At 66.8% G+C, this 21,514-nt stretch carries 23 protein-coding genes and 1 pseudogene; 4 read left to right on the top strand and 20 right to left on the bottom strand.

Translation table 11 applies throughout. The features are described from left to right. The first annotated feature begins 109 nt into the window (after positions 1-109). Positions 110-1,108 (top strand): alpha/beta hydrolase, encoded by a 999-nt coding sequence (locus tag ABD53_RS01560; RefSeq protein WP_047863942.1) that lies wholly within the window; start codon positions 110-112, stop codon positions 1,106-1,108. A 28-nt stretch (positions 1,109-1,136) separates the two neighbouring features. Here ABD53_RS01560 and ABD53_RS01555 read toward each other — a convergent pair whose 3' ends face one another. After that, positions 1,137-1,826, bottom strand: coding sequence for an HAD family hydrolase (locus tag ABD53_RS01555; protein WP_235401227.1), 690 nt, complete (start codon positions 1,824-1,826; stop codon positions 1,137-1,139). A 12-nt stretch (positions 1,827-1,838) separates the two neighbouring features. After that, entirely contained in the window at positions 1,839-2,219 is a 381-nt protein-coding gene (locus tag ABD53_RS01550) for a hypothetical protein (protein WP_047863941.1), read from the bottom strand. Positions 2,220-2,301: 82 nt separating this feature from the next. Here ABD53_RS01550 and ABD53_RS15540 point away from each other — a divergent pair, with 82 nt between their 5' ends. Continuing rightward, on the top strand, positions 2,302-3,426 hold the full coding sequence (locus ABD53_RS15540; protein ID WP_053057537.1) for an MFS transporter: 1,125 nt from the start codon (positions 2,302-2,304) through the stop codon (positions 3,424-3,426). A 128-nt stretch (positions 3,427-3,554) separates the two neighbouring features. Here the strand turns inward: ABD53_RS15540 and ABD53_RS01535 are convergent, their stop codons facing one another. The 4 genes from ABD53_RS01535 to ABD53_RS17760 all read right to left on the bottom strand — a co-directional run bounded on the left by ABD53_RS01535 (position 3,555) and on the right by ABD53_RS17760 (position 7,657). Continuing rightward, positions 3,555-5,822, bottom strand: a complete 2,268-nt coding sequence (locus ABD53_RS01535) for an HAD-IB family hydrolase (protein WP_047863938.1) — start codon at positions 5,820-5,822, stop codon at positions 3,555-3,557. Between the two features lie 38 nt (positions 5,823-5,860). Then, the gene (gene plsY / locus ABD53_RS01530) at positions 5,861-6,499 is read right to left on the bottom strand and encodes a glycerol-3-phosphate 1-O-acyltransferase PlsY (RefSeq protein ID WP_047864136.1); all 639 of its coding nucleotides are present in this window, start codon (positions 6,497-6,499) and stop codon (positions 5,861-5,863) included. Between the two features lie 181 nt (positions 6,500-6,680). Further along, positions 6,681-7,529, bottom strand: a complete 849-nt coding sequence (locus ABD53_RS01525; protein ID WP_047863937.1) for a magnesium transporter CorA family protein — start codon at positions 7,527-7,529, stop codon at positions 6,681-6,683. Next, positions 7,526-7,657 (bottom strand): hypothetical protein, encoded by a 132-nt coding sequence (locus tag ABD53_RS17760; protein ID WP_268778260.1) that lies wholly within the window; start codon positions 7,655-7,657, stop codon positions 7,526-7,528. Before ABD53_RS17760 ends, ABD53_RS01525 begins: the two co-directional genes overlap by 4 nt. A 260-nt stretch (positions 7,658-7,917) precedes the next feature. Here ABD53_RS17760 and ABD53_RS16325 point away from each other — a divergent pair. Then, positions 7,918-8,100 (top strand): annotated as a pseudogene (locus ABD53_RS16325) (glutaredoxin family protein); the annotation flags it as partial. Between the two features lie 257 nt (positions 8,101-8,357). On the opposite strand, the gene trpE reads toward ABD53_RS16325, so the two are convergent. From trpE to ABD53_RS01485, 8 genes are all read right to left on the bottom strand, one after another. Continuing rightward, on the bottom strand, positions 8,358-9,902 hold the full coding sequence (gene trpE / locus ABD53_RS01520; RefSeq protein ID WP_235401225.1) for an anthranilate synthase component I: 1,545 nt from the start codon (positions 9,900-9,902) through the stop codon (positions 8,358-8,360). Next, a complete protein-coding gene (hisIE, locus tag ABD53_RS01515; RefSeq protein WP_047863936.1) occupies positions 9,902-10,540 on the bottom strand; it encodes a bifunctional phosphoribosyl-AMP cyclohydrolase/phosphoribosyl-ATP diphosphatase HisIE in 639 nt (212 codons plus the stop codon). The genes trpE and hisIE overlap by 1 nt, the downstream gene beginning before the upstream one ends. Before the next feature lie 56 nt (positions 10,541-10,596). Then, complete coding sequence (gene hisF, locus ABD53_RS01510) at positions 10,597-11,385, bottom strand: imidazole glycerol phosphate synthase subunit HisF (protein ID WP_047863935.1); 789 nt, start codon at positions 11,383-11,385, stop codon at positions 10,597-10,599. Positions 11,386-11,411: 26 nt separating this feature from the next. Then, positions 11,412-12,338 (bottom strand): DUF429 domain-containing protein, encoded by a 927-nt coding sequence (locus ABD53_RS01505; RefSeq protein WP_047863934.1) that lies wholly within the window; start codon positions 12,336-12,338, stop codon positions 11,412-11,414. Further along, a complete protein-coding gene (gene glmM / locus ABD53_RS01500) occupies positions 12,335-13,756 on the bottom strand; it encodes a phosphoglucosamine mutase (protein ID WP_235401223.1) in 1,422 nt (473 codons plus the stop codon). The genes ABD53_RS01505 and glmM overlap by 4 nt, the downstream gene beginning before the upstream one ends. A 182-nt stretch (positions 13,757-13,938) precedes the next feature. Then, positions 13,939-14,358 carry a 30S ribosomal protein S9 gene (gene rpsI / locus ABD53_RS01495; protein ID WP_047863933.1) on the bottom strand — a complete coding sequence of 140 codons (420 nt, stop codon included), beginning with the start codon at positions 14,356-14,358 and terminating at the stop codon, positions 13,939-13,941. Positions 14,359-14,360: 2 nt separating this feature from the next. Further along, the gene (gene rplM, locus ABD53_RS01490; protein ID WP_047863932.1) at positions 14,361-14,801 is read right to left on the bottom strand and encodes a 50S ribosomal protein L13; all 441 of its coding nucleotides are present in this window, start codon (positions 14,799-14,801) and stop codon (positions 14,361-14,363) included. A gap of 98 nt (positions 14,802-14,899) precedes the next feature. After that, entirely contained in the window at positions 14,900-15,568 is a 669-nt protein-coding gene (locus tag ABD53_RS01485; protein ID WP_047863931.1) for an O-methyltransferase, read from the bottom strand. 328 nt (positions 15,569-15,896) lie between these two features. Between ABD53_RS01485 and ABD53_RS01480 the strand changes: the two genes are divergently transcribed. After that, positions 15,897-16,727, top strand: a complete 831-nt coding sequence (locus ABD53_RS01480) for a sortase (RefSeq protein WP_047863930.1) — start codon at positions 15,897-15,899, stop codon at positions 16,725-16,727. Between the two features lie 100 nt (positions 16,728-16,827). On the opposite strand, the gene truA is transcribed toward ABD53_RS01480, so the two are convergent. From truA to ABD53_RS01450, 6 genes are all read right to left on the bottom strand, one after another. Further along, positions 16,828-17,583 (bottom strand): tRNA pseudouridine(38-40) synthase TruA, encoded by a 756-nt coding sequence (truA, locus tag ABD53_RS01475; RefSeq protein WP_047863929.1) that lies wholly within the window; start codon positions 17,581-17,583, stop codon positions 16,828-16,830. Between the two features lie 37 nt (positions 17,584-17,620). Continuing rightward, the gene (locus ABD53_RS01470) at positions 17,621-18,418 is read right to left on the bottom strand and encodes an energy-coupling factor transporter transmembrane component T family protein (RefSeq protein WP_047863928.1); all 798 of its coding nucleotides are present in this window, start codon (positions 18,416-18,418) and stop codon (positions 17,621-17,623) included. Between the two features lie 7 nt (positions 18,419-18,425). Then, positions 18,426-19,256 carry an ATP-binding cassette domain-containing protein gene (locus tag ABD53_RS01465; protein ID WP_047863927.1) on the bottom strand — a complete coding sequence of 277 codons (831 nt, stop codon included), beginning with the start codon at positions 19,254-19,256 and terminating at the stop codon, positions 18,426-18,428. Next, complete coding sequence (locus tag ABD53_RS01460; protein WP_235401220.1) at positions 19,253-20,074, bottom strand: ATP-binding cassette domain-containing protein; 822 nt, start codon at positions 20,072-20,074, stop codon at positions 19,253-19,255. The genes ABD53_RS01465 and ABD53_RS01460 overlap by 4 nt, the downstream gene beginning before the upstream one ends. A 106-nt stretch (positions 20,075-20,180) precedes the next feature. Next, positions 20,181-20,552 (bottom strand): 50S ribosomal protein L17, encoded by a 372-nt coding sequence (gene rplQ, locus ABD53_RS01455; protein ID WP_047863925.1) that lies wholly within the window; start codon positions 20,550-20,552, stop codon positions 20,181-20,183. Continuing rightward, positions 20,549-21,487 (bottom strand): DNA-directed RNA polymerase subunit alpha, encoded by a 939-nt coding sequence (locus tag ABD53_RS01450; RefSeq protein WP_047863924.1) that lies wholly within the window; start codon positions 21,485-21,487, stop codon positions 20,549-20,551. The genes rplQ and ABD53_RS01450 overlap by 4 nt, the downstream gene beginning before the upstream one ends. Positions 21,488-21,514: the final 27 nt, after the last annotated feature.

Below are 21,514 nucleotides of genomic sequence, written 5' to 3'. Positions count from 1 at the left end.
TTGGCGTCTATGTCGCGGCTGTTCTACGATGATGTCATCCGCGCGGTCGGGGGGTCCTCGACTGGCTAGAAATGAAAGGCTTAGCCTCGGAGGACGTAGTAATGCACGGTTGGTCGATAAGCAGAGCCACGGTCGTGCGGAGCTTCCCTGGCACCAGCGTGGCCGCTGTAGTCGGATTGAGGATCTAGCCACGGCGGTTCGGAGTAACAATCGGCGCGGGAGGCGGTGGGCTTTCGGAGTTCTCGCGCTGGTCATAGTACTCGCTGCGGGATACCTCGGCGTCTCGCTCTTCGTCGCCGCCCGACTCACGGCACCAGAACCCTCCGAGCCGGAGCGCACGCCTGAGTCGGTCGGCCTTACGGCCCGGGAGATATCGTTCGAGGCCGCCGACGGCACGGACCTCGAAGGCTGGTGGACGGGCGGGGACTCGGGCGGTCCTGAGCGGGCCGTGATCCTGGTCCACGGCTGGGGCGGCGACCGCTCCGACGAGCACGTCTTGAGGACGGCGGAGATCTATAGAGAGGCCGGGTACGCGGTGCTGATGCCCGACCTGCGCGGCCACGGCGGCTCGGAGAGGGTGAGACGTACCCTCGGCGACCGCGAGAAGGACGACGTGCGGGCCGCGCTCTCCTGGGTGAGAGAACGGGGCTTCGCGCCGGAGGCTACGGTGCTGCACGGGTTCTCGATGGGCGCGGCCACGGTCGTCGGGGCGGCGCCAGGCACGGGGGTCGCGGCGGTCGTCGAGGAGGCAGGATACGCCGACCTGCCGCTGCTTCTCAGAGAGGAGATACCGGAGCGGAGCGGCCTGCCGGGCTTCTTCACGCCCGGCGTGCTCCTGAGCGCGGACCTCTTTCTCGGCCTCGACGCCAGCGAGGTGCGGCCCGTGGAGGAAGCCTTCGTGCTCCGGGAGCGGGAGGTGCCGCTGTTCGTGATCCACTCCACCGCCGACGAGACCGTACCCTACGAGCACGCCCGGCTCTTCCGGGAGGCGTATCCGGGCTCTGAGCTGTGGCGTCTTACGGGCTACGAGCACGTCCAGGCGTACACCCATCCCCGCTACGAGGACCGTCTGCTCGGGTTCCTAAGAAGCGCCGGGGCGTTACGGTAACGCCAAGATAGTAAGGCCAGTAATAGAGTCAGCCGAAGATCAAGGCGCGCAGCTCCGGGCTGTCGAAGTCCGGGTAGGTGTAGCTCGCCCCGGCGGCTAGCAGAGTCTGCGGCTCGTGGGTCGAGGCGATGCCGACCGTCGTGATGCCGGCGCCCACGGCCGAGGCGATGCCGGAAGAGGAGTCCTCGAAGGCGAGCGCCGCCTCCGGCCCTATCCCGAGCCGCCGGAGCGCGGTGCCGTAGGCCAGCGGGTCGGGCTTACCGGCGGAGAGCTCCCCGGCGAGAACCTCGACGTCGAAAAAGTCCTCGAGGCCCAGGGCTCCGGTCATGGCGTGGGCGTTCTCCTCCGGCGCGTTGGTCACCAGAGCCGTGGCGAACCCCAGCCGCCGGCTCTCCTCCAGCACCCGCATCAGCCCCGGCAGCGGCGCAAGCTCTGTCGCGCGCCGCCGGAACTCGTCCTCCTTGTTCTGGAGCAGGATCTCGGTTTCGGACCGCGGTACACAGGGCAGTAGCTCGGCCACGATGTCCGGGTTGAGGCGGCCGCTCACCCGCTCCTGGTAGAACTCCCAGTCCACCTCGACGCCGTGGCCGCCGAGAAGCTCCGCCCACAACGGAAAGTGCAGGCTGTCGGTCTCGGCCAGGGTGCCGTCGAGGTCGAACAGCAGGGCTTTCACCGCTCTCGTCGCTTTCGGGGTTTCGGAGAATCTGGAGGCGGCCAACGTCTCGATCCCCTACATCCCGTAGTAGAGGACGGCGTTCAGCATGCGGGTGATGATGAGCAGCGACCCGACGTAGAGCAGGATGAACAGATGCCCGCGTTCGCGGTTCTTGCGCAGCGGGCTCGTCTTGTACTCCGCCATGCCCAGGATTATGGCCACGGCGCACAGCCCCCACACCCAGTACAGGGCGAAGTAGACGAGGAAGTCGCCATGGTTGGGGAAGAGCGAGGCCCACGCGAACATCACGGTCACGAAGGCCGCGAGCGCGAGCGAGACGGTAAATAGGACCCTGTTCGCCCGCCCGCGCCGTCCCCAGGCCAGCCACTCCCTGAGCGCCCCTCCGGTGGACCGCACCGTGCTCTTTACCGCCTCCCTGGCAACCCTCACCTGCATGACACAGATATTAGCAGGCGACCGGCGGCCTCCGGGTGAGGCTTATCTCAGACTCCGGTAGAGGGAGCGGTAGAATCGCCGGATGCGACGATTACTGATCCTTACCTGCGCCATAGTACTGGTGGATACGGTCTTCTTTACGGCTCTCGTGCCCCTGGTACCGTACTATTCCGAAGAGTTCGGGCTCTCGAAGTTCGCGGTCGGGGTGGTGAACGGGTCCTTCGGGGCCGGCATCCTGCTCGGCGCGGCGCCGGGGGCCGTGCTCGCCGCCCGCATCGGGGTGCGGCCGACAGCGATAGCCGGGCTCGCGCTGCTCTCGGTCACGAGCCTGTTCTTCGGCTTCGCGGGCAACGTCGAGGCCCTGGTCCTGCTGCGGCTCGGCGAAGGTTTCGGGAGTGCGTTCTCCTGGATCGCGGCCTTCACCTGGCTGGTGTCGGCGGCCCCAGAGGAACGTCGCGGGCAGATGATCGGGACGCTCATAGGATCGGCGGTCGTAGGCTCGCTGCTCGGACCCGTGGTCGGGAGCGCGGCCGCCGCATTCGGCATAGCCCCGGTTCTGGCCGGCGTGGCGGGGATCGGGGCCCTGACGCTGGCGGCCACGCTCCTCGTGCCTCCTCCGGACTCCCCGGAGACCGAGCCCTCGTTCCGCTCGCTGGGGGCTCTGCTCCGCCCTCGGCCCGCCCTGGGGATGGCCCTGATAGCTCTTAGCCCCCTGCTCTTCAGCATCCTGGTGGTGCTCGCGCCGCTGGAGCTCTCCGGGCTCGGCTGGGGCGCGGCCGCCATAGGCGCGGTCTTTCTGGTCGGGGCGGGTTTCGAGGCCACGGTACATCCTCTGCTCGGGCGGGTCTCGGATCGCGCCGGTTACCGACTGCCGGTGCTCTCGGGCCTCGTGCTCTCCGCGCTGCTGCTGCTGGCGCTCCCGCTCGCGGGTGGGGCGTGGATAATAGCCCTGCTCGTCGTGCTCTGCGCCGGGGCCTTCAACTTCTCGCTCACCCCGGGCACGGCGCTGTTCACCAAGAGCTCCGAGCAGGCCGGTGTGGGACAGGCGCTGGGGTTCGGCGTCACCAATGTGGCCTGGGCCTCGGGCTTCGCCATTGGCGCCCCGGTGGGCGGCGCGCTCTCCGACGCGGGCGGCGACTCCCTAGCCTACCTCACGCTGGCCGGGGTCTGCGTGCTGGCGCTACTGTGGGTCAGGCGGGTGATCTGAGCATCCGGCCTTTCAAGGCCGGGATTGGTAGGCGTAGCGGCGTAGCGGACAGGTCTACGTCTGCGGATAGAACTGTTCGGGTGGCGGGGAGCGGGTCACCGCGCCGCCTCTTTCTCCCGAGACTCTCGCTACTCGGGGCCTCCGGCTCCGTTTTCCCAGCGCCGGACCTCCCAGCCCTTGCCCCTGGCCGCGGCGGCTAGACGGCGGTCTGGGTTCACGGCTACGGGGTTTCCCACGGCCTCCATCATCGGCAGGTCGGAGATGGAGTCGGCGTAGGCGTAGGACCGTGAGAGGTCTATGCCCTGCTTGCGGGCGAAGGAGGCGAGCATTCTGGCCCGGGCGTCTCCGGCTACGGGTGGGCCCGAGATCTCACCGGTGTACACGCCGTCCTCTTGCTTGAGGCTGGCACAGAGCACGTCGTCGGCCAGATCGCCGAGGGGTTCGAGCACGAAGTCCAGCGCGCCCGACAGGATCACGACCCGGTGGCCCTGGCGGTGGTGCTCGCGCAGGTTCTCCAGCGCCTCGGGGTACATCTTCTCCAGGGTGTGCTCGGCGAAGCGGCCCTTGGCCAGCCGCCGGGCCCGCTCCGGGGTCCACCCGGCGTAGTTCTTGTAGAAGGCGCGGTTGAAATGGGCGCGGCTGAGCTGATCCAGGCCCCAGTAGTACGGCACCCGGGCCAGGAACTGCAGCATCCACACGGGACGCAGCGCCCGCGGCATCTCCTGCATCCTGAGCATCGCGTAGCTCACGACGACGTTGGAGCGCAGCATGGTGCCGTCCACGTCGAAGATCGCGGCCACCTCGCCGCCCTCCTCTTTCGCCCGGCGCTTCTTGCGATCCGGCCTCGTGGTCAGCGCGGGCAGGTGCGTCTCCCGCAGCCAGCGCCCCCAGTGGAGCTCCGTGATGTCGAACGGGAACTCCTGCCGGTCACTCTCATTCAACCTGCGGTACAGGCTTATGGTTCTCTTCGTGGAGAATATGGCGGCGACGTTGGCGTATCCACCGTAGATGCTGCTGTAGTAGAGGTTCATCCTGGCGCGCTTCTCGGCGCGGGTCATGCGGCCCCGGAGGTCGGCCACGAGGTGGCCGTCCGGCAGGCGGGCGGCGAGTTTGTTTCCGAGAGAGAGCCCTATGAGCTCCGCCTTGAGGCGGCCCTCGACGGCGCGGCGGCCCGGGAAGCTCCACTCGGGGGCCTGTATCGGGCGCCCGCCGGAGTCGCGCATCGGGTTCTCGGTGAAGTAGTCCCGGACATGCTCGTAGAACTCCCGGTACTTGAGCGGGTTGCGGTCGCCGGAGGCTACCTGGAACACCTCGGGAGTATCGGGGCGCAGCGCCCCAACGGCCAGGGTAGCGTTTACGACGTGATCCACTGGCACCACGTCCACCTGGCTCTCGGGGTCGCCGGGGAACTCCTGGAGTAGCCCGCGCCCGTAGGCCATGATTATGGGGTCTGCCATGCGGGTGCCCTGGATCCAACCCGGGTAAGGCTCACGGTGGCTGCTCTCGATGATCGCCGGTCGCAGGATCACGACCGGCAGATCCCCGCGCTCGGCCAGCACCCGCCGCTCGGCCAGTGACTTGGTAAACGTATACACGTCGTGCCAGCCGAGCTCCGAAGCCCGGCTGTTGCCGCGCTCGACAAGGCGTTCGCGCACCCACTCCAGACGAAGCTCCTCGGCCTTCTTCTCCCTGGTCTCGCCGGAAGAGTCAGAGACGTCACGCCGCGCTTCATCTCTGAGACGATCCGTGACACCCTTCTCGCGCGAGGCGCGCTCGACCTCCTCGACTACCCGCCGGAGCGAGGCCACCTCGCTGGCGGCGTCTATCGGGGTGCCGTTCGGGGAGTATGCTCCCGGGGTCTCTTCTTCGACGAGCCCGCTGCGCTTACCGGCGGTGTAGGCCGTCGAGACGTGGACGAAAAGTGGGCTCCGCTCCCAGCCCCGGGCCAGCCCCAGCATCCCGAGCGTGCCGTCCACGTTGGAGTCGAGCGCGGCGTCCAGCGGCGCGTCGAAGACGACCGAGGCGGCGGAGTGGATCACGACGTCCACCTCCCTTGAGAGCTCGGCGAGATCATCCTCCCCGAGCCCGGCGGAGGGGGCGTGTACGTCGCCCGCAACGATCCTCAGCTTGCTCCACACCCGCTCGTCAAAGTCCTCGCCGAAACACTCGCGCAGCCGCCCAAAGGCCGGCGAGCCGAGCACGTCTTGGTCAAAGCGTTCGGCGGCGGTCTTGGACCCCGCGGGCCTTACGAGCAGATACAGCCGGCCGAGGTCGGGCAGGCTCCTGAGCGCCTTCTCGACCAGCGCCGTCCCGACGAAACCCGTGCCGCCCGTGAGCAGGACATTCTTGCCCCGGTAGACCTCGTTAAGGCCCCCGTCCAGCGCACCACCGGCCACGGATCCATCTTCAGCGGCTCCAACAGACAATATCTAACTCAACCCTTTCCGGCGGGACTCTTGGATGTTTTAGACGTACGGGATGTTCCGGATTTAGAGGCTCCGAACTTTCTTTCGGTGCCGTTCAAGAGCGCCTTCACGTTGCCCTTGTGACGCTCGACTATCAGGATGCAGGCGCAGGCCGCGTACACCAGGTAGGCCACGGGCTGCCCGGTGACGATAAACAGCAAGGGTCCGATCACGGCCAGCACCAGCGCAGCCAGCGAGGTATAGCGGCTGACCAGCACCACGGCCCACCACACCACGAACATCAGGAGGCCGACCGGCGGGGCGAGCCCTATCGAGGTGCCGGCGGCGGTCGCCACGGCCTTGCCCCCCTTGAACCCGAGATACACCGGCCAGCAGTGCCCGATTAACGCGGCGAGAGCCACCGCCGCCACTACCCAGTCGTTGTCCGTGAGCAACCGGGCGAAAACGACCGGCGCGAGGCCCTTGAGCAGATCACCGACCAGGGTGGCGACGAAAGCCTTCTTCCCCGCCGCCCGGTAGGCGTTCGCCGTGCCGATGTTACCGCTGCCGACCGTGCGCAGGTCCACCCCGAGCGCCCGGCACACCAGATAACCCGTGGGGATGGCCCCTACCAGATACCCGATCAATACAAGGATTACTGCCAACATGCCGCTGAGTATAACGGACCACAAACGCTTTGGCCCGCCGCATCAAGGCCCTTCGGAGTCACGCCCCGGACCGGGACGCCGGCGGCTCCAGATCCCCAGCGAGTAAGGCTCACGCTACGGAGCTCGCGAGCCCGCGAAAGCCGCCAGACCGGCCTTTCGTATCGTGGCGCCTCACAGCAGCCTATAGTAGCCCGCGCCGGCTCATCAGCCACACCGCGAGGGCCACGAACACTAGCTGCACCCCGACGAAGATCGTGAAGCCCCACTCCGAGCCGGAGCCGGGGATGCTCTCGAAGTTTGCCCCCCACCATCCGGCGAGCAGCGTCAGCGGGCCGATGATCCCGGCCAGCACCGTGAGCCGGCGGATTCCGACCTCGGAACGCTCATCTCGGCGCATGCGGTAGGACTCCACCGCGCCGTCCACGTAGTCCCGGGTGGCGTCGCCCATGTCCACGGCCTCCCGCTGGTTGTCCGCCACGTCCGAAAGGCGACCCCGCTGGCTCCGCGGCCAGCGCCCCAACCGCTTCAGAGACTCTTGCTGCGCCACGGCCAGCCTCCGAAATGCGGACAGATCGCGTCGGAGCAGGATCAGATTCTCCAACGCGGCGGTCGAGGCCCGCTCGTTCCGGGGGTCCAGGCCTTCTTCGAGCTCTTCCGCGGTGGTGGCGACGCTAACCAACCCCGGCAAATGCCCGTCCACCAGAGCATCCAGGGCGGCGTGGGCGAGCCGCTCGCCGGAGCCCCCTCCGCAGCCCGCGCTCCAAGCCTCGTCCCCCATAGACCTCAACCTGAGCTCTAACCCCTCCTCTATCTCGCGCACCGGGCCGTCGCGCACGGTCACGAGGTAGTTTTCGCCGATCACGAGATCCAACTCCACAGCCCGCAAGTGCGCCGGGGGCGTTTCGCGGTCTAGCCGCACGGCGAACGCGGCCACGAACGCGCCGCCGCCAGAGGCGTCCATCTTGGGCATCCGCAACGGAGACAGGCAGTCCTCGACCACCAGCGGCCCGAGGCCGAGCCCTTGCGTCAAGAGCCCGCGCGACTCTCCCTGGGTCTCAGGAGGTCGATCCACACCGCCGAGTCGCCGTCTGCGAGCGCCTCTCCCAGCTCCCCACGGCCTATCTCCCGGAGCCCATCCCCGGGAGAGAACAGCCGCAAACGCACCTCTTCCGCGCCCTGATCGACCGGCAGACCACTCCCCTCCCGGCGCTCCCCTCCGGTCGGGTCCCAGACGCCGAGGTGACCTTTGCCCTTACGCGTTCAGCGTTTACGATTTTTCTCCTCCCCCGTAGACACGGCGGTTAGTGTAGCCCATACGGGTGATAGCATTGGAACCGCAATGTAGTAATCGCAAAGGAGCAGATATGGCCGACCACGAAGTGGTTGTCTACCACCAGCCCGGTTGACCCTCCTGCCACCAGGAGATGGAGTTTCTATCTCGAAACGGCGTGGAGTATACGGAGAAGGACATCCGCAGCGACCTCGACGCCATGCAGGAGATGGTCGCGATGAACTCTCAGGCCACCCCGACGACCGTTATAGACGGCGAGGTCATAATAGGCTTCGACCAGCAGAAGATCAGCGAGAAGCTAGGACTCTAGCCACCCCCAGCGCAAGAGCCGCCGCGTCTTCGTAATGCGCGGCGGCTCTTTTCTATGCTCTTTCCGGGGGCCTCGATCAGGCGCCCCGGTAAGCCTGGTAAGCCCCGGTCACGTAAGAGTGGTATACGGATCGTGAAACAGCAGCAGTCTCCAGCTCCCGATCGGATCACCTACGCCGAAATCAATCGCATGCAACCGGAGGTTAAACCATTTACTTGAAGTTTATGCAGAAGTTCGTCCGGGGCTGTGGCTCGGGGCTATAGCCAGAGGCCAGGGCTCGCGGCAACCTCCAGGGCTCGGGCGATGGCCCGGGCCTTGTTTCGGGACTCCTCGTACTCGGCGACGGGGTCCGAGTCGGCCACGACGCCGCCGCCGGACTGGAAGTAGACGGCGCCGTCTTTGAGGAGTGCGGTTCGGAGGGTTATGCAAGTATCCAGGCGTCCGTCCACTCCGTAGTAGCCGGTGGCTCCGGCGTAGGGGCCGCGGCGGGTGGGTTCGAGCTCGTCTATGATCTCCATCGCCCGCACCTTGGGCGCGCCGGAGACCGTGCCGGCGGGGAAGGCGGCGGCCAGGGCGTCGAGAGCGTTTAGCCCGGCCCGCAGGTTACCCTCCACCGTGGAGACGATGTGCATTACGTGTGAGTAACGCTCGACCTGCATGAACCGCTCAAGCTCCACGCTACCGACCTCGCACACCCGCCCGAGGTCGTTGCGGCCCAGGTCCACGAGCATCACGTGCTCGGCCAGTTCCTTGTCGTCGGCGAGTAGCTCCGCAGCGAGAGCCTCGTCTTCCGCGGCGTCCGCGCCGCGCCACCTGGTGCCGGCGACGGGCCGCGTCATCACCCGGCCGCCCTCTGCCCGGACCAGAGGCTCCGGCGAGGCCCCCACGAGCGCTAGATCCCCGAGCTTGAGATACGTCATGTACGGCGAGGGATTGACCGTCCTGAGCCCCCGGTAGAGCAGCAGGGGATCGAGATCCCCCACCCCGGCCGAGAACCTTTGCGAGGGCACCACCTGGAAGGCGTCGCCGGCCCGGATGTACTCCTTGGCCCTCTCGACGGCCTCCGCGTACCCGGCGCGGGTGAAGGTCGAGTCGGCCGAGCCGAGGTCGAAGCCAGGCTTCAAGCTTCCGCCGGAGAGGCTGGTTCGGGGCGTGGGGGCGGCGAGCCGCTCGGCGACGCGCCGGATGTCGTCGGAGGCCCGGCGATAGGCGGTCACGAAACCTTCACCCTCGACGTCACGTAGAGATCCCGCGTCCACAAGTGAGATCACGAGCACCTTGTGCCGCAGGTGGTCGAAGACCACCAGGGTGTCCGTAACGGCGAAGCAGGCCTCGGGCACGTCGAGGTCGTCCGGCGGCGCGGAGCCATCCGGCAGGCGCTCGACGTAGCGTACCGCGTCGTAGGAGAAGAACCCCACCGCGCCTCCGACGAAGACCGGGAGGTTCTCCAGAGGCGCGACGCTCCTCACGCCCAGGATCTCGGCCAGCCCCCGGAAAGGGTCCTCTGCGGGCACCTCGCGCACCCCGTCGGCGTCTACTACGGTATACGCCCCGTCGCGGTAGGTTAGGGTGCGCTTCGGGTCGAAGCCCAGGAATGAGTAGCGGCCGAACCGCTCGGCGGCCTCCGCACTCTCGAGCAAGAAAAAGCTCTCCTCGTCGGAGAACTTCATCAGCGCGGATATGGGGGTCTCAAGATCCCCGATAAACTCCCGGTACACCGGCACGACGTCGTACTCCCGGGCGAGCTTTCGGGCCTCACCGAGAGAGGGCGTCAGCTCCGGCGCGGTGCCCCTAACCACCACTAGCGGTGCCGGTCACGCAGCACCTCGCCGACCCTCTCGAAGCCCACGCCGCGCTCCTCCAGGAGAACCATCAGATGGTACAGGAGGTCGGCGGACTCCTCAGCCAACCGGTCGTCCGACATGGCAGAGATCACGACCTCCACCGACTCCTCTCCGACCTTCTGGGCGACACGGTTCGTGCCGCTGGCGAGGAGCTTGGCGGTGTACGACTCCTCCGGGGAAGAGCCGCGCCGGGCGGAGACGGTGGCGGCTAGCCGGTCGAGCATCTCCCCCGCCGTTTCAGTCCCGGCAGGGCTTTTCTCGACCCCCACGCCCTCACCCGCGAGCGTGGTGTAGAAGCAGCTATGCTCGCCCGTGTGACAGGCGGGGCCTTCCGGATGGACCTTGTAGAGCAAGGAGTCCGAGTCGCAGTCCAGCCGGACCTCGGCCACCTTCTGGGTGTTGCCGCTAGTCTCGCCCTTGCGCCACAGCGCCCCGCGCGAGCGCGAGTAGAAATGCGCCTCGCCGCTCTCCAGCGTCTTCTCGACGGCCTCGCGGCTGGCGTAGGCCAGGGTCAGCACCTCGCCGGTCCCGGCGTCCTGCATTACCACCGGCGCAAGCCCCGTCTCGTCGAAGCGTAGCTCGTCTAGCTTGTCCATCTAACCTTCACCTTGAGCTTTATACAATTCAAACGACCTCAATGAATCCAACGACCTCATCTAACGGGTATCCCCGCCGCGTCCAGCTCGTGTTTTACGTCCGCTATCGTGTACTCACCGAAGTGGAAGATGCTGGCGGCCAGCACCGCCCCCGCGCCGGCCTTCACGGCCGCGACCATGTGCTCCGGGCTGCCGGCCCCACCGGAGGCTATGATCGGGGCCTCTGTGCGGGCGGCGACCTCGGAGATCAGGTCCAGGTCGTAGCCGGTTTCCATGCCGTCGGAGTCCATGCTGTTCAGCACGAACTCCCCGGCCCCGCGACGCTCGCCCTCTACGAGCCACTCGACGGCGTCCAGGCCCGTGTTTACCCGACCACCGTTGAGGTACACCTCCCAGCTCGGCGGGGATTCAGGCCGTTCTCCGATGCTTTCGTCGCTCTCGCTGCGCTTCACGTCCACGCTGAGGACTACGCACTGGCTGCCGAAGCGGGCCGCGCCCTCGTCTATTATCTCTGGCGTCCGCACGGCGGCGGAGTTTATGGAGACCTTGTCCGCACCCGCGCGCAGCATGGAGCGCATGTCGTCCGGGGTACGCACCCCCCCGCCTATCGTGTACGGGATGAAGACCTCTTCCGCGGCCGCACGGGCGAGGGCGGTCGCCGTGTCCCGCTGCTCCGCCGAGGCGGTGATGTCGTAGAACACGATCTCGTCCGCCCCTGCGGCGTCGTAGCGGGCGGCGAGCTCGACCGGGTCCCCGGCGTCACGGAGGTTTTCGAACTGGGTACCTTTCACGACCCGCCCGGCGTCGACGTCGAGGCAGGGTATTATCCTGACGGTCAGCCCCATCAGTTATTCACCAGACGAACTACCCATTAGACGAACGGGATCTTCGCCGTCCGGCACTCCTCAGCCACCCGCTCGTGCAGCCGCGGTCCGGCGGGCAGGAGCAGCGAGCCCTGGTCTCCCGCGCCGACGACGAGGGAGCCGTCGCGGCCCTTCCAGTGCCGGTAGGCGGTGTAGGCGGCGAGCGTACCCTCCACGAGGCTTACGGCCCGGTCGAGCTGGGCGTGGGAGAGGCTCTGGGAGATCTCCAGCCGGGAGAGGTCCAGGTTCTCCGGAGCGTCCAGGTCGGCGGTGAGGCTGTTGGTGCGCAGCCTGAGACCGGGCGTGTTCCACAGAAGCTCCACGGCCTCCCGGATAGCGACGGCCCGGGCCTCCTTGTTTCCCTTGCGGAGCTTGATCTCCTGCATCTCGCGCAGGCGTTGCTCGGGGTCCTCCGGCTCCTGAGCGCCATTCTTCTTCTCGCCGTGGCCACTGCGGCCATTTTTGCCGCCGGAGCGGTTGCCGGACCCTTCCCGGCTACGCTCGAAGGCGAGGACCTTCAAGGTGGCCGCGGCGTCTACCTCGACGGCGACACGCTGATCACGGTCGCGCAGGAACGGATAGTCGGTATAACCGATGCCGATCTCCTCCAGCGAGGCCAGGAGTTCCTCGGCGTAAGTCGAGCCTTCGCCGAACATCTTGCGGCTCGCGGAGTACGCGGGCAGCGCCACTTTAGACAGGACCCGCTCTACCTGACGCGTGCCACGCGCGTTCGGCACCGAGAGCGGCGCGTCCACGGCCACGACCACGCCCTCGTTCTCGGCGACGTAGCCCTCCACGGCCGTGGAGATCTCAGGCGCACTCCCGGCGAAAGAGTTGGCGACGAGGCTGCCACGCTCGTCCAGCACCACCAGACACGATGTCCTGTCCTCGGCCTCTCCCGGCCTCCAGGCCAGCGCGCAACCAACGAACCTCAAGCTTCCTCCTCTTTCACTTCTTTCGCCTGTTTCGCCTCTTTGGCTTCTTGAGTCTTTCTAGACCCAGAACCTCCCGAGCCCGCCGCCTCCACGACTCCGGCCACCGCTTCGCAGACCTCCCGGCAGGTGTCGGGGTCGGCGTGTTCCACCATCACGCGCACCAGGGGCTCTGTCCCGCTCGGGCGCAGGAGTATCCGGCCCTCGGAGCCGAGCCTGGACTCGGCATCCCGCACCGCACCGGAGACCCGCTCGCTCTCCGAGAGACTCTGGGCCAGATCCGTGCCCGCCACCCGGACGTTTATCAGCTCCTGCGGGTACACATCCATGACCCCCGCGAGCTCCGAGAGCGGCTTGCCGGTGCGCGTCATCACGTCCAGGATGGCGAGCGCCGTCATGAGCCCGTCGCCAGTGGTGACGTAGTCCGAGAGTATAACGTGCCCGGACTGCTCTCCTCCCAGCGAGGCGCCGTCGCGGTACATGGTCTCGGCGACGTGCCGGTCCCCGACCGGGGTAACCTCGTACGGTATTTCGAGCGAGTCCAGCGCCTTGAAGAAGCCGAGGTTGCTCATCACAGTAACCACGGCCCCGGCGGGGGCAAGAACACCCCGCTCGAACATGTCCCGGGCCAGGAGAGCGATGATTCTGTCCCCGTCCACGACCTCGCCCCGCTCGTCGAGCGCCAGCACCCGGTCGGCGTCGCCGTCGAAGGCGAACGAGACGTCCGCCCCCCGGCCATCCAACTCCCCTATGTTGGTAGAGCCGCAGCGGTCGTTGATGTTCGTCCCGGTCGGCTCGGCCCCGGCGACCGACACCTCGGCCCCGAGCTCGGAGAAGAGCATCGGCGCGGCGCGGTATGCCGCGCCGTTTGCGCAGTCGAGCCTTACCTTCAGCCCTTCCGCCCGGGGCCTGAGCAGCTTTAGAGCACCCGCCACGTACCGGTCCGAGGCGTCGTCCAGCCGCCGCACTTCCCCTACCCCTTCCGAGGTCGGGCGGACCTCCGGGGCGGGCTCCCCGGCCTCCGCCACGAACCTCTCTATCTCGCGCTCGGTCTCGGACGGCAGCTTTCTGCCTCTCGCGGAGAAGAACTTGATACCGTTATCCGGGAACGGGTTGTGGGAGGCGCTGACCACCGCGCCCGCGCTGGCTTCGAGTCTGGGGGCCAGGGCGGCTACCCCGGGCGTGGGCAGGATGCCGGCGTCAAGGACGTCACCCCCGCCGCTCGCGACCCCCGCGGCCAGGGCCCCGGCGAGCATGCTGCCCGAGATCCGGGTATCACGCCCGACCAGCAACTGGCCTCCGAAGACCCTCGCGGCGGCGTAGCCGAGACGCAGGGCGTCTTCCGGGGTGAGCTCGGTGTTGGCGACGCCGCGTACCCCGTCGGTGCCGAACTTCACTCCGGGGCTACGACCCTGTGCCAAACACGCCTCCAACACACTCTACGAACCGCTCCGAGCACGAAATGGGCCCGATCCATCCCAGCCTCCAGGCCCCACGGGCCTGCACGGTCCACGGTTCCCCGGAAGCGGAACGAACCGGACCGTAAGGCAAACTGTTCAGAGAGTATCTAACGTAGTATCCAGCGCCACTCAGGGCCGGGGATCTAGCGCTTGGAGAACTGCGGACGCTTGCGGGCCTTCTTGAGGCCGTACTTCTTGCGCTCCACTGCCCGCTCGTCGCGGGTCAGCATCCCAGCGTCCTTGAGCTCCTTGCGGGCCTCGTGGGACTCCTCCGAAAGCGCCCGCGAGAGCCCGTGCTGGACGGCCTGGGCCTGTCCGGTCGGGCCGCCGCCCTCGACCTTTACGTGGACGTCGTAGCGGCCTTCGGCCCCGAGCAGCTTCATCGGCGCGAGGACTGAGATCTGATGCGTCGAGCGCGGGAAGAAGTCGGTGTAGCCCTTGCCGTTGACGGTGATGTTGCCGTCGCCGGGCACCACCCTGACGCGGGCCACCGAGGTCTTCCTGCGGCCCGTGCCGTAGTACAGCGCCTGCCCGCTCTTCCTCGCCTGCGTGGTCTCTGCCATTCTTACCTCACCTCGTATATCTCAGGCGTCTGGGCCTCGTGCGGGTGATCCGGCCCCGCGTACACCTTTAGCTTTTTGGCCTGCTGCCGGGCGAGCCGGTTCTTGGGCATCATCCCGAACACCGCCTTACGCAGCACCTCTGCAGGCTTGCGCCGCATCATCTCCTCGTAGCTGGTCTTCCTGAGACCGCCGGGGTATCCGGTGTGCCGGTGGTAGATCTTCTTGTCCGCCTTGCGGCCGGTCACCACGACCTTGTCCGCGTTCACCACGACCACGAAGTCGCCGGTGTCCACGTGCGGCGTGTACTGGGGCTTGTGCTTGCCACGCAGGATAACCGCCAACTCCGTGGCCAGCCGCCCCAGGGTCTGACCCTCGGCATCCACCACATACCATTTGCGTTCCACGGCCTGCGGACCCTGGGGCCGCGCCATGTAACTCTTCATAGCCCTCCAAGTTTCACACGATTTGCATTAGTATCAAACCGGTAGATATTAGCATACCAAAACGCCGGAAAACACCCGGAGATTCCTTGTGGAACCCTTTATATCACCCTGGCGACCGCCAGCCCGTCCACCCTTTCGCGCAGGAGGGGTATGATGGTCGCCGATAGCCGCCCTTCGGATGCGAGCCGCCGGTTGAACTCGTGTAGCGCGCTCCCCTCCTCGTCAGAGTCGTCCATGACGGCGCCGCCCCAGATGGTATTGTCGGCCATTATCACGGAGCCGGGACGGGTCAGGCGCAGAGCGTAATCCAGATACTCCGGGTACGCCTCCTTGTCGGCGTCTATGAACACGAGGTCGAAAGGCCCCTCTTCCGAGGCTTGAATCTTATCGAGAGACTCGCGCGCGTCCCCAACCCGCACCTCGACCTTTGTATCGAGACCGGCGCGCTCCAGGTTGGCGCGGGCAACGCGGGCGTGGTCCTCTTCGAGCTCCAGGGAGATCATCTCCCCATCCTCCGGTAAAGCCCGGGCGAGGTAGATGGCGCTGTAGCCGCCGAGAGTCCCGATCTCCAGCACCCGGCGCGCGCCGCCTAGCTCGGCCAGAAACTGCATCAGGCGTCCCTGCGCGGGCGAGATGTGTATCTCTGGCAGCCCGGCCCGCCGCGACTCCTCCAGAGCAGCTTCGAGGGCGTGGTCCTGCGGAGAGAACAGCCCACCTATGTAGCCTTCCACCTCCGACAAAAGCTCACCGAGATCATCCCGTTGCATCGGTACCATCCTCTATATACAGGAGAGTAATCCAGTAATTCGTGATCCAGCCTCCCGGTTTGATCCGTACCTTGTTTGCCATCGTTGCTATTGTAGACGCCTAGTCCAAGACTAGAAAGCTAGAAAGCTAGAAAGGTAGGTCTGAAGACATACTACAGACACTTTGTATGTTTGTGTGTACCGGTTGAGGCATCTTTCAACATATCGGGCGGGTTTACCCCGGAGGGCCTCAATAGCTTGTGCCCAGGGCATCGTTTGTGGTAATAGTTGTCCGTAATCTAGTGGTGATCATGGAGATAGTTCTACGAGTAACCGGGAGGATGTTACCTTGCGCAGGATCGGTCTCTATTCGCTTATAGCCCTGGCTTCGCTGGCCCTGGTCGGTGTTCTCGCAGCAGGGATTGGGGTGGCCCTAAACAACGACGATCAGGCCAAAGTGAAGCAGGCTAGTACCCCCACGGTGGCTGAACCAGAGTCCCCCGAGACCACCGAAGAGACCAAGAAGGAAGAAACAAAGGAAGAGAAGACCAAGGAAGATACCAAGAAAGAGGAAACAGAGGAAGAGACCGCCAACGAAGAGCAGCAGGCAGCCGAGCAGCAGGCAGCCGAGCAGCAAGCGGCGCAGGAGCAGCGGTGGCGGGAGCTAGCCGAACAGCGCGAGGCAGAGGAGAGGGACGCCGCCCAGAGGCGCGCCGCCGAGCAGCAGGCGGCGGAAGAGGAGCAACCGGCCGTACCCGCAAACACGGCCCTGAGCCTATCCGCGCCAACCGCGGGCATCCAGAACGATCCGGTTACGAACAGCATAGCCGAGGGCGTCCTGGCCACAGGCGCGGGTAAGATCCCCTCCACCGGCTTCCCGTGGCAGTCCGGGGCCAACACGTTCATCGCGGCCCACGTCTACGGTTATCCCGGCACCGGTAGCTGGCAGCAGTTCGCCAGGGTTCCGAATATGGGTATGGGAGACCCAATCTACCTGACCGACTCCAACGGCACGACCTACGAGTACCAGGTGAGCGAGATCCTGACCGTCGCCCCGACAGACGTCTGGGTGGCCGAGTCTACCGGTCAGAACATCGTTTCCCTGCAAACCTGTGTCGGCCCCAACTGGAGCCAGCGCATGGTGGTCCGGGGTACGCTCGTGGGCACCAGCCAGGCCTAGGGGTCTCCACGCGGAGCGTGCCGCAAAACGTGATTCGGGTGAGACGCCTGCGGTTGGCTACTCCGCCGGTCCTCTCACCCGTGTCGCAGTCTGGAGATACTCAGAGCCCCGGCACGTCCTCGTAGCCCACCCCAGTAAGTGTCAGCCCGTGGGCCGGGGCGGAGGGTCCGGCGGAGCTGCGCCGGGCCTCCGGGGAATCGAGCAATCGTCCGAAGTCCTCCGGGGAGCGTTTACCGTCCGCAACCTCCAGCATGGTGCCTATCAGGGCTCTCACCATGCCGTATAGAAACGAGTTGGCGGTGATGCGGTACACCAGCTCCTCTCCCTCCCGATCCCAGCGCGACTCCGAGACCCGGCGGACGAAGTATGAGTGGTAGGTCCTGGACGGCGTGAAGGCCCGGAAGTTGTGCTCGCCCAGGATCTTGCCCGCCGCCTCTGTGAGAGTCGTCTCGTCCAGTCTGCGGGAGATATACACCGAGCGGCCCCAGGCCAGCGGGGAGCGGACCGCCGCGTTCAGCACCCGGTACTCGTAGCTGCGGCTCGACGCCCACCGGCGGGCGTCGAAGTCTGCGGGGGCCTCTACACAGCGCCTGAGCGCGAGGTCCCCCGGCATTACGGCGGTCGCCTTGTAGGCTATCTCTCCGGGGTCGAGCGGGATGTCGGCGGAAAAGGATACGACCTGTCCGGTGGCGTGTACCCCGGCGTCGGTGCGGCCCGCCACGGCGAGCTTTACCGGCTGGCGCAACACCGTCGAAAGGGCCTGCGAGAGCGTGTCCTCTACGGTTCGCCGGCTCGGCTGGGCTGCCCAGCCCGAGAAATCTGAGCCGTCATACTCGACCACGCCGGCCAGCTTCATAGGCCCCAGGAACCTTGCAGACGCCGGGATGACCTCGTCATACGAGGTCTCCCAGGAGGCCCCCGAGAGGGACGAGCGCGGCTACTACGAGGGCGGCCGCGTCAAGCGCGCCGAAGCGGAGCTCCCGGTAGCGGGTGCGTCCCCCGCCCCCGGCGTATCCCCGGCTCTCCATCGCCTCGGCCAGCTCGTCGGCTCTGGCGAACGCGCCCACCGTCAGGGGTATTAGCATCGGTAGCAACGCCCGCAGCCGGCCTATCAGGCCACCGCTCTCGAAGTCCGCCCCGCGCGCCTTCTGGGCGGTCGTGATCTTCCGGGCCTCATCGTAGAGCGTCGGGATAAAGCGCAGGGCTATCGTCATCATCATCGCAACCTCGTGGGAAGGGAACCTCAGCTTTTTCAGCGGCGAAAGCAGGTCCTCCAGCCCGTCCGTCAGCGAGATCGGGGATGTAGTCGCGGTCAGCAGCGCGGCCGCGGCGACGAGCACTAGTATCCTGAGCGCCAGGAAGAGCGCCAGCCGCAGCCCTCCCGAGTACACCTCGACCACCCAGAGAGAGAAGAGCAGATCCCCTTCCCGCACGAACAGCACCTGGAAGATCGCGGTAAACGCCACCACGAGGGCGACCGGCCGCAGCATCCGCAGAAAGCCCGGGAGCGGTATCCGGGCGACCACCACCAGGGCCGTCACGAAAGCTCCGACCGCGAGCAAACCGGCTATGGATTCGACCAAGAACAGCCCGGCGGCGATCAGGAGCACGGCCAGGATCTTCGCCCGGGGATCCAGACGGTGCAGCAGCGAGTCGGCCGCGTGGAACTGCCCGAGCCCCCGGAAGCTCACGGATGACTCACCCCCGCCCCTCCCGGCTCTCCAACAGCTCTCCCAGGCTCCGTAGCGTCTGCTCGTAGGTCACGGGACGACCGACCTCCGGCGCCCGTTCGCCGACGCGCGACGCCACCCGGACCGTCTCTGGCCGCAGCCCGGGCTCGGAGTAGAATACCTCGGCCGGGGTCCCGAGCGCCCGGATGGAGCCATCCTCCAGCGCGCACACCCGGTCCGCGACCTCGGCCACCTCGTCCAGATCGTGCGAGACGAGCACCACCGAGCCCCCACCGGCCCAGATGTTGCGCAGCACCTGGAGGAGATCCCTGCGGGCTGCAGGGTCCAGCCCCGCCGTCGGCTCGTCCAGGACCAGAACCTCGGGCCGCATCGCCAGCACCCCCGCTATCGCGACCCGGCGCCGCTCCCCACCGGAGAGGGCGTGCGGGGCGCGGCTCGACAGGTGCTCCACGGATAGCGCGGCGAGCGCCTCCCGCACCCGCCTCCCGGTCTCCTCCGTCTCGAGCCCGATCTGTCGCGGCGCGAAGCCAACGTCCTCTTCTACCGTCGGTGCGAAGAGCGCCTGCTCCGGGAACTGGAACACGAGCCCGACCCTCCGCCTGAGCTCGCTCCTGTTCAGCGTGGCGGCGTCCACGCCATCGGCTAGCACACGCCCGGAGGTAGGCTCCAGCAAGAGGTTCAAATGCTGGGCCAAAGTGCTCTTGCCGGAGCCCGTGCCGCCCACGATACCCAGCATCTCCCCCGACTCCACCGAGACCGAGACGTCATGGAGCGCCGCCTTCTCCGACCTCGTGCCGGCCGCGTACACGTGGCTCACCTTATCCAGCTCCAGCCTCACGCCCGGCCCACGCTCCCCGTACTCTCCAGACGCTCCAGCACGGCCTCTGCGAGGTCCTCCGCCTCCCGGAAATCCCCCGCCTCCAGACCAAGGGCGGCGGCCAGGCGCTGCACTGGCGGCGCGACGAGCCGGTTCTCGGCCATCAGCTCGGGATCGGAGACCAGCGCGGCGGGGTTGGTCTCGGCGACGATGCGCCCGCCGCCGAGCACGAGCACCCGGTCCGCGTACAGTAGCTCGTCGAGGTGGTGGGTGACGTGCAACACGGTCCGCCCCCCGCGCAGGGAGCGGACCCGCTCCAGCACCTCACGCCTGCCGGCCGCGTCGAGCATCGAGGTCGGCTCGTCGAGTACCAGTATCTCGGGCTCCACGGCCAGTAGCCCGGCGAGTGCGACGCGCTGCTTCTCCCCGCCGGAGAGCGTGGAGACCTCCCGGCGCTCGTAGCCCGAGAGGCCGACCCCGGCTATGGCCTCGCCCACCCTCTGCCGCATTCGGGAGCGTTCGACGCCGAGGTTCTCCAGTCCGAACGCGACGTCGTCCTCGACGAAAGGCGCCACGAGCCCGTTGTCGGGGTTCTGGAACAGTATTCCCAGCACGCGGCGTACATCGGCGGGCCGCGATGCGGGATCGTACCCGGCCACCTCGACCCGGCCGGAGCCCGGGATCAGCAGCCCGTTCAGCAGCCGCACCAGGGTGGACTTCCCGCCCCCGTTGGCCCCGACGACGCCGACGTACTCTCCGGGGTGGATCCCGAATCCCACATCAACCAGGGCGTCAGACTCAGCACCCGGATAGCGGAAGCGGAGCCCCTCGCAGCGCAAAATGGGGGACCCGCAATGGCGGACCCCCCGTTCGTACAGCCCGGGACTTTTCCTCCCGCCGGCTACGTTTACCTCTTCTTACCGCCGGCTTACAGCTAGCCCGCCGCTAGCTCTGGGACGGATCGTAGTTGACCAGCTCCAGGTACACCTGCTCCGCCCCGTCGCCCTTGCGCGGGCCGAGCTTGAGGATGCGGGTGTAGCCGGAGTTGCGGTCGTCCAGATCCGGCGCAACGTCCTCGAATAGCTGGCGCACGATCTGCTTGTCCTTGACCACTACAGCCGCCCGCCGGCGCGAGGCGATGTCGTCGCGCTTGGCTATGGTTACCAGCCGGTCCACCACGCCCCGGACCTCCTTGGCCCGGGTCGGGGTGGTCTTGATGCGGCCGTGGCTTATGACCTGACCGGCCATCGTGCCTAGCATCAGCCGCCGGTGCTGGGAGTCCTTGCCCAGCCTGCGTCCCTTCTTAGCGTGTCTCACAGCCCCTCACTCTCCATGGAATACCCGTACTCGGTGAGCTTCGAGCGGATCTCGTCCACGCTCTTCATGCCGAGGTTCCGGATGTTCATGAGCTCTTCCTCGGTCATCGTCGCGAGCTGCCCGATGGTGTCCACGCCCTCGCGCTTGAGACAGTTGTAGGAGCGCACGGTGAGCTCCAGATCCTCCACGGGACGCTCGTCGTTTATGACCGGACGCCCGGTGCGCCCGCCCTGGGGCTGCCCGCTCTGCTGCACCCCCTGATCGTCGGTAAATAGCCCGAGAACCTCGGTAAGCTGCTTGGCGGCCTCTTGTAGGGCGTCCTGGGGCGCGACGCGGCCGTCGGTAAACACCTCTATCGAGAGCGAGTCGAGATCCGTCCGGGAGCCGGCGCGGGTCTCGGAGACGGTGTAGTTGACCCTCTGGACCGGCGAGAACAAGGAGTCTACCGCGATCACACCTATGGGATCGGCGTCGGACTTGTTCTGCTCGGCGCGCACGTAGCCCTGGCCCCGCTCGACCGTCAGGCGCATCTCGAGAGTACCGCCTTCCGAGACGCTGGCGACGTACTGGTCGGGGTTCACGGTCTCCACGTCGGCCTTGAGCTCTATGTCCTCGGCGGTAACCTGGGCCGGCCCGCTCCTGGAGATCTCGAGCTCTATCGGCTCGTCCCGTTCGAGCTTGAACTTCAGCTCCTTGACGTTGAGGATGAGGTCCACAACGTCCTCCTTGACGCCTTCGAGCGTCGAGAACTCGTGGGAGACACCCTCTATACGCACCTTGGTGACGGCGGAGCCGGTAAGCCCCGAGAGCATCGCCCGCCGCAGGGAGTTGCCCAGCGTGTGGCCCAGCCCCCTCGGGAGCGGCTCGGCGACGAAGACCGCCCTGTTCTGTTCTTCCTCTTCCACCCTGAAACGGGGTGGCGCTATATCCAACATACTCTTTCTCTACCCTCTGCCGTGTTT

Origin of the sequence: Rubrobacter aplysinae (assembly GCF_001029505.1) — a bacterium.
GTDB lineage: Bacteria > Actinomycetota > Rubrobacteria > Rubrobacterales > Rubrobacteraceae > Rubrobacter_A > Rubrobacter_A aplysinae.
This window is presented reverse-complemented; position numbering and strand designations above follow the sequence as displayed.

Excerpts from the sequence above, each read along its gene's own strand:
- ABD53_RS01550 (WP_047863941.1), bottom strand. The coding sequence starts at position 2,219 with ATGCAGGTGAGGGTTGCCAGGGAGGCGGTAAAGAGCACGGTGCGGTCC.
- ABD53_RS15540 (WP_053057537.1), top strand. The coding sequence starts at position 2,302 with ATGCGACGATTACTGATCCTTACCTGCGCCATAGTACTGGTGGATACG.
- plsY (WP_047864136.1), bottom strand. The coding sequence starts at position 6,499 with ATGTTGGCAGTAATCCTTGTATTGATCGGGTATCTGGTAGGGGCCATC.
- hisIE (WP_047863936.1), bottom strand. The coding sequence starts at position 10,540 with ATGGACAAGCTAGACGAGCTACGCTTCGACGAGACGGGGCTTGCGCCG.
- hisF (WP_047863935.1), bottom strand. The coding sequence starts at position 11,385 with ATGGGGCTGACCGTCAGGATAATACCCTGCCTCGACGTCGACGCCGGG.
- rpsI (WP_047863933.1), bottom strand. The coding sequence starts at position 14,358 with ATGGCAGAGACCACGCAGGCGAGGAAGAGCGGGCAGGCGCTGTACTAC.
- rplM (WP_047863932.1), bottom strand. The coding sequence starts at position 14,801 with ATGAAGAGTTACATGGCGCGGCCCCAGGGTCCGCAGGCCGTGGAACGC.
- ABD53_RS01485 (WP_047863931.1), bottom strand. The coding sequence starts at position 15,568 with ATGCAACGGGATGATCTCGGTGAGCTTTTGTCGGAGGTGGAAGGCTAC.
- truA (WP_047863929.1), bottom strand. The coding sequence starts at position 17,583 with ATGAAGCTGGCCGGCGTGGTCGAGTATGACGGCTCAGATTTCTCGGGC.
- ABD53_RS01450 (WP_047863924.1), bottom strand. The coding sequence starts at position 21,487 with ATGTTGGATATAGCGCCACCCCGTTTCAGGGTGGAAGAGGAAGAACAG.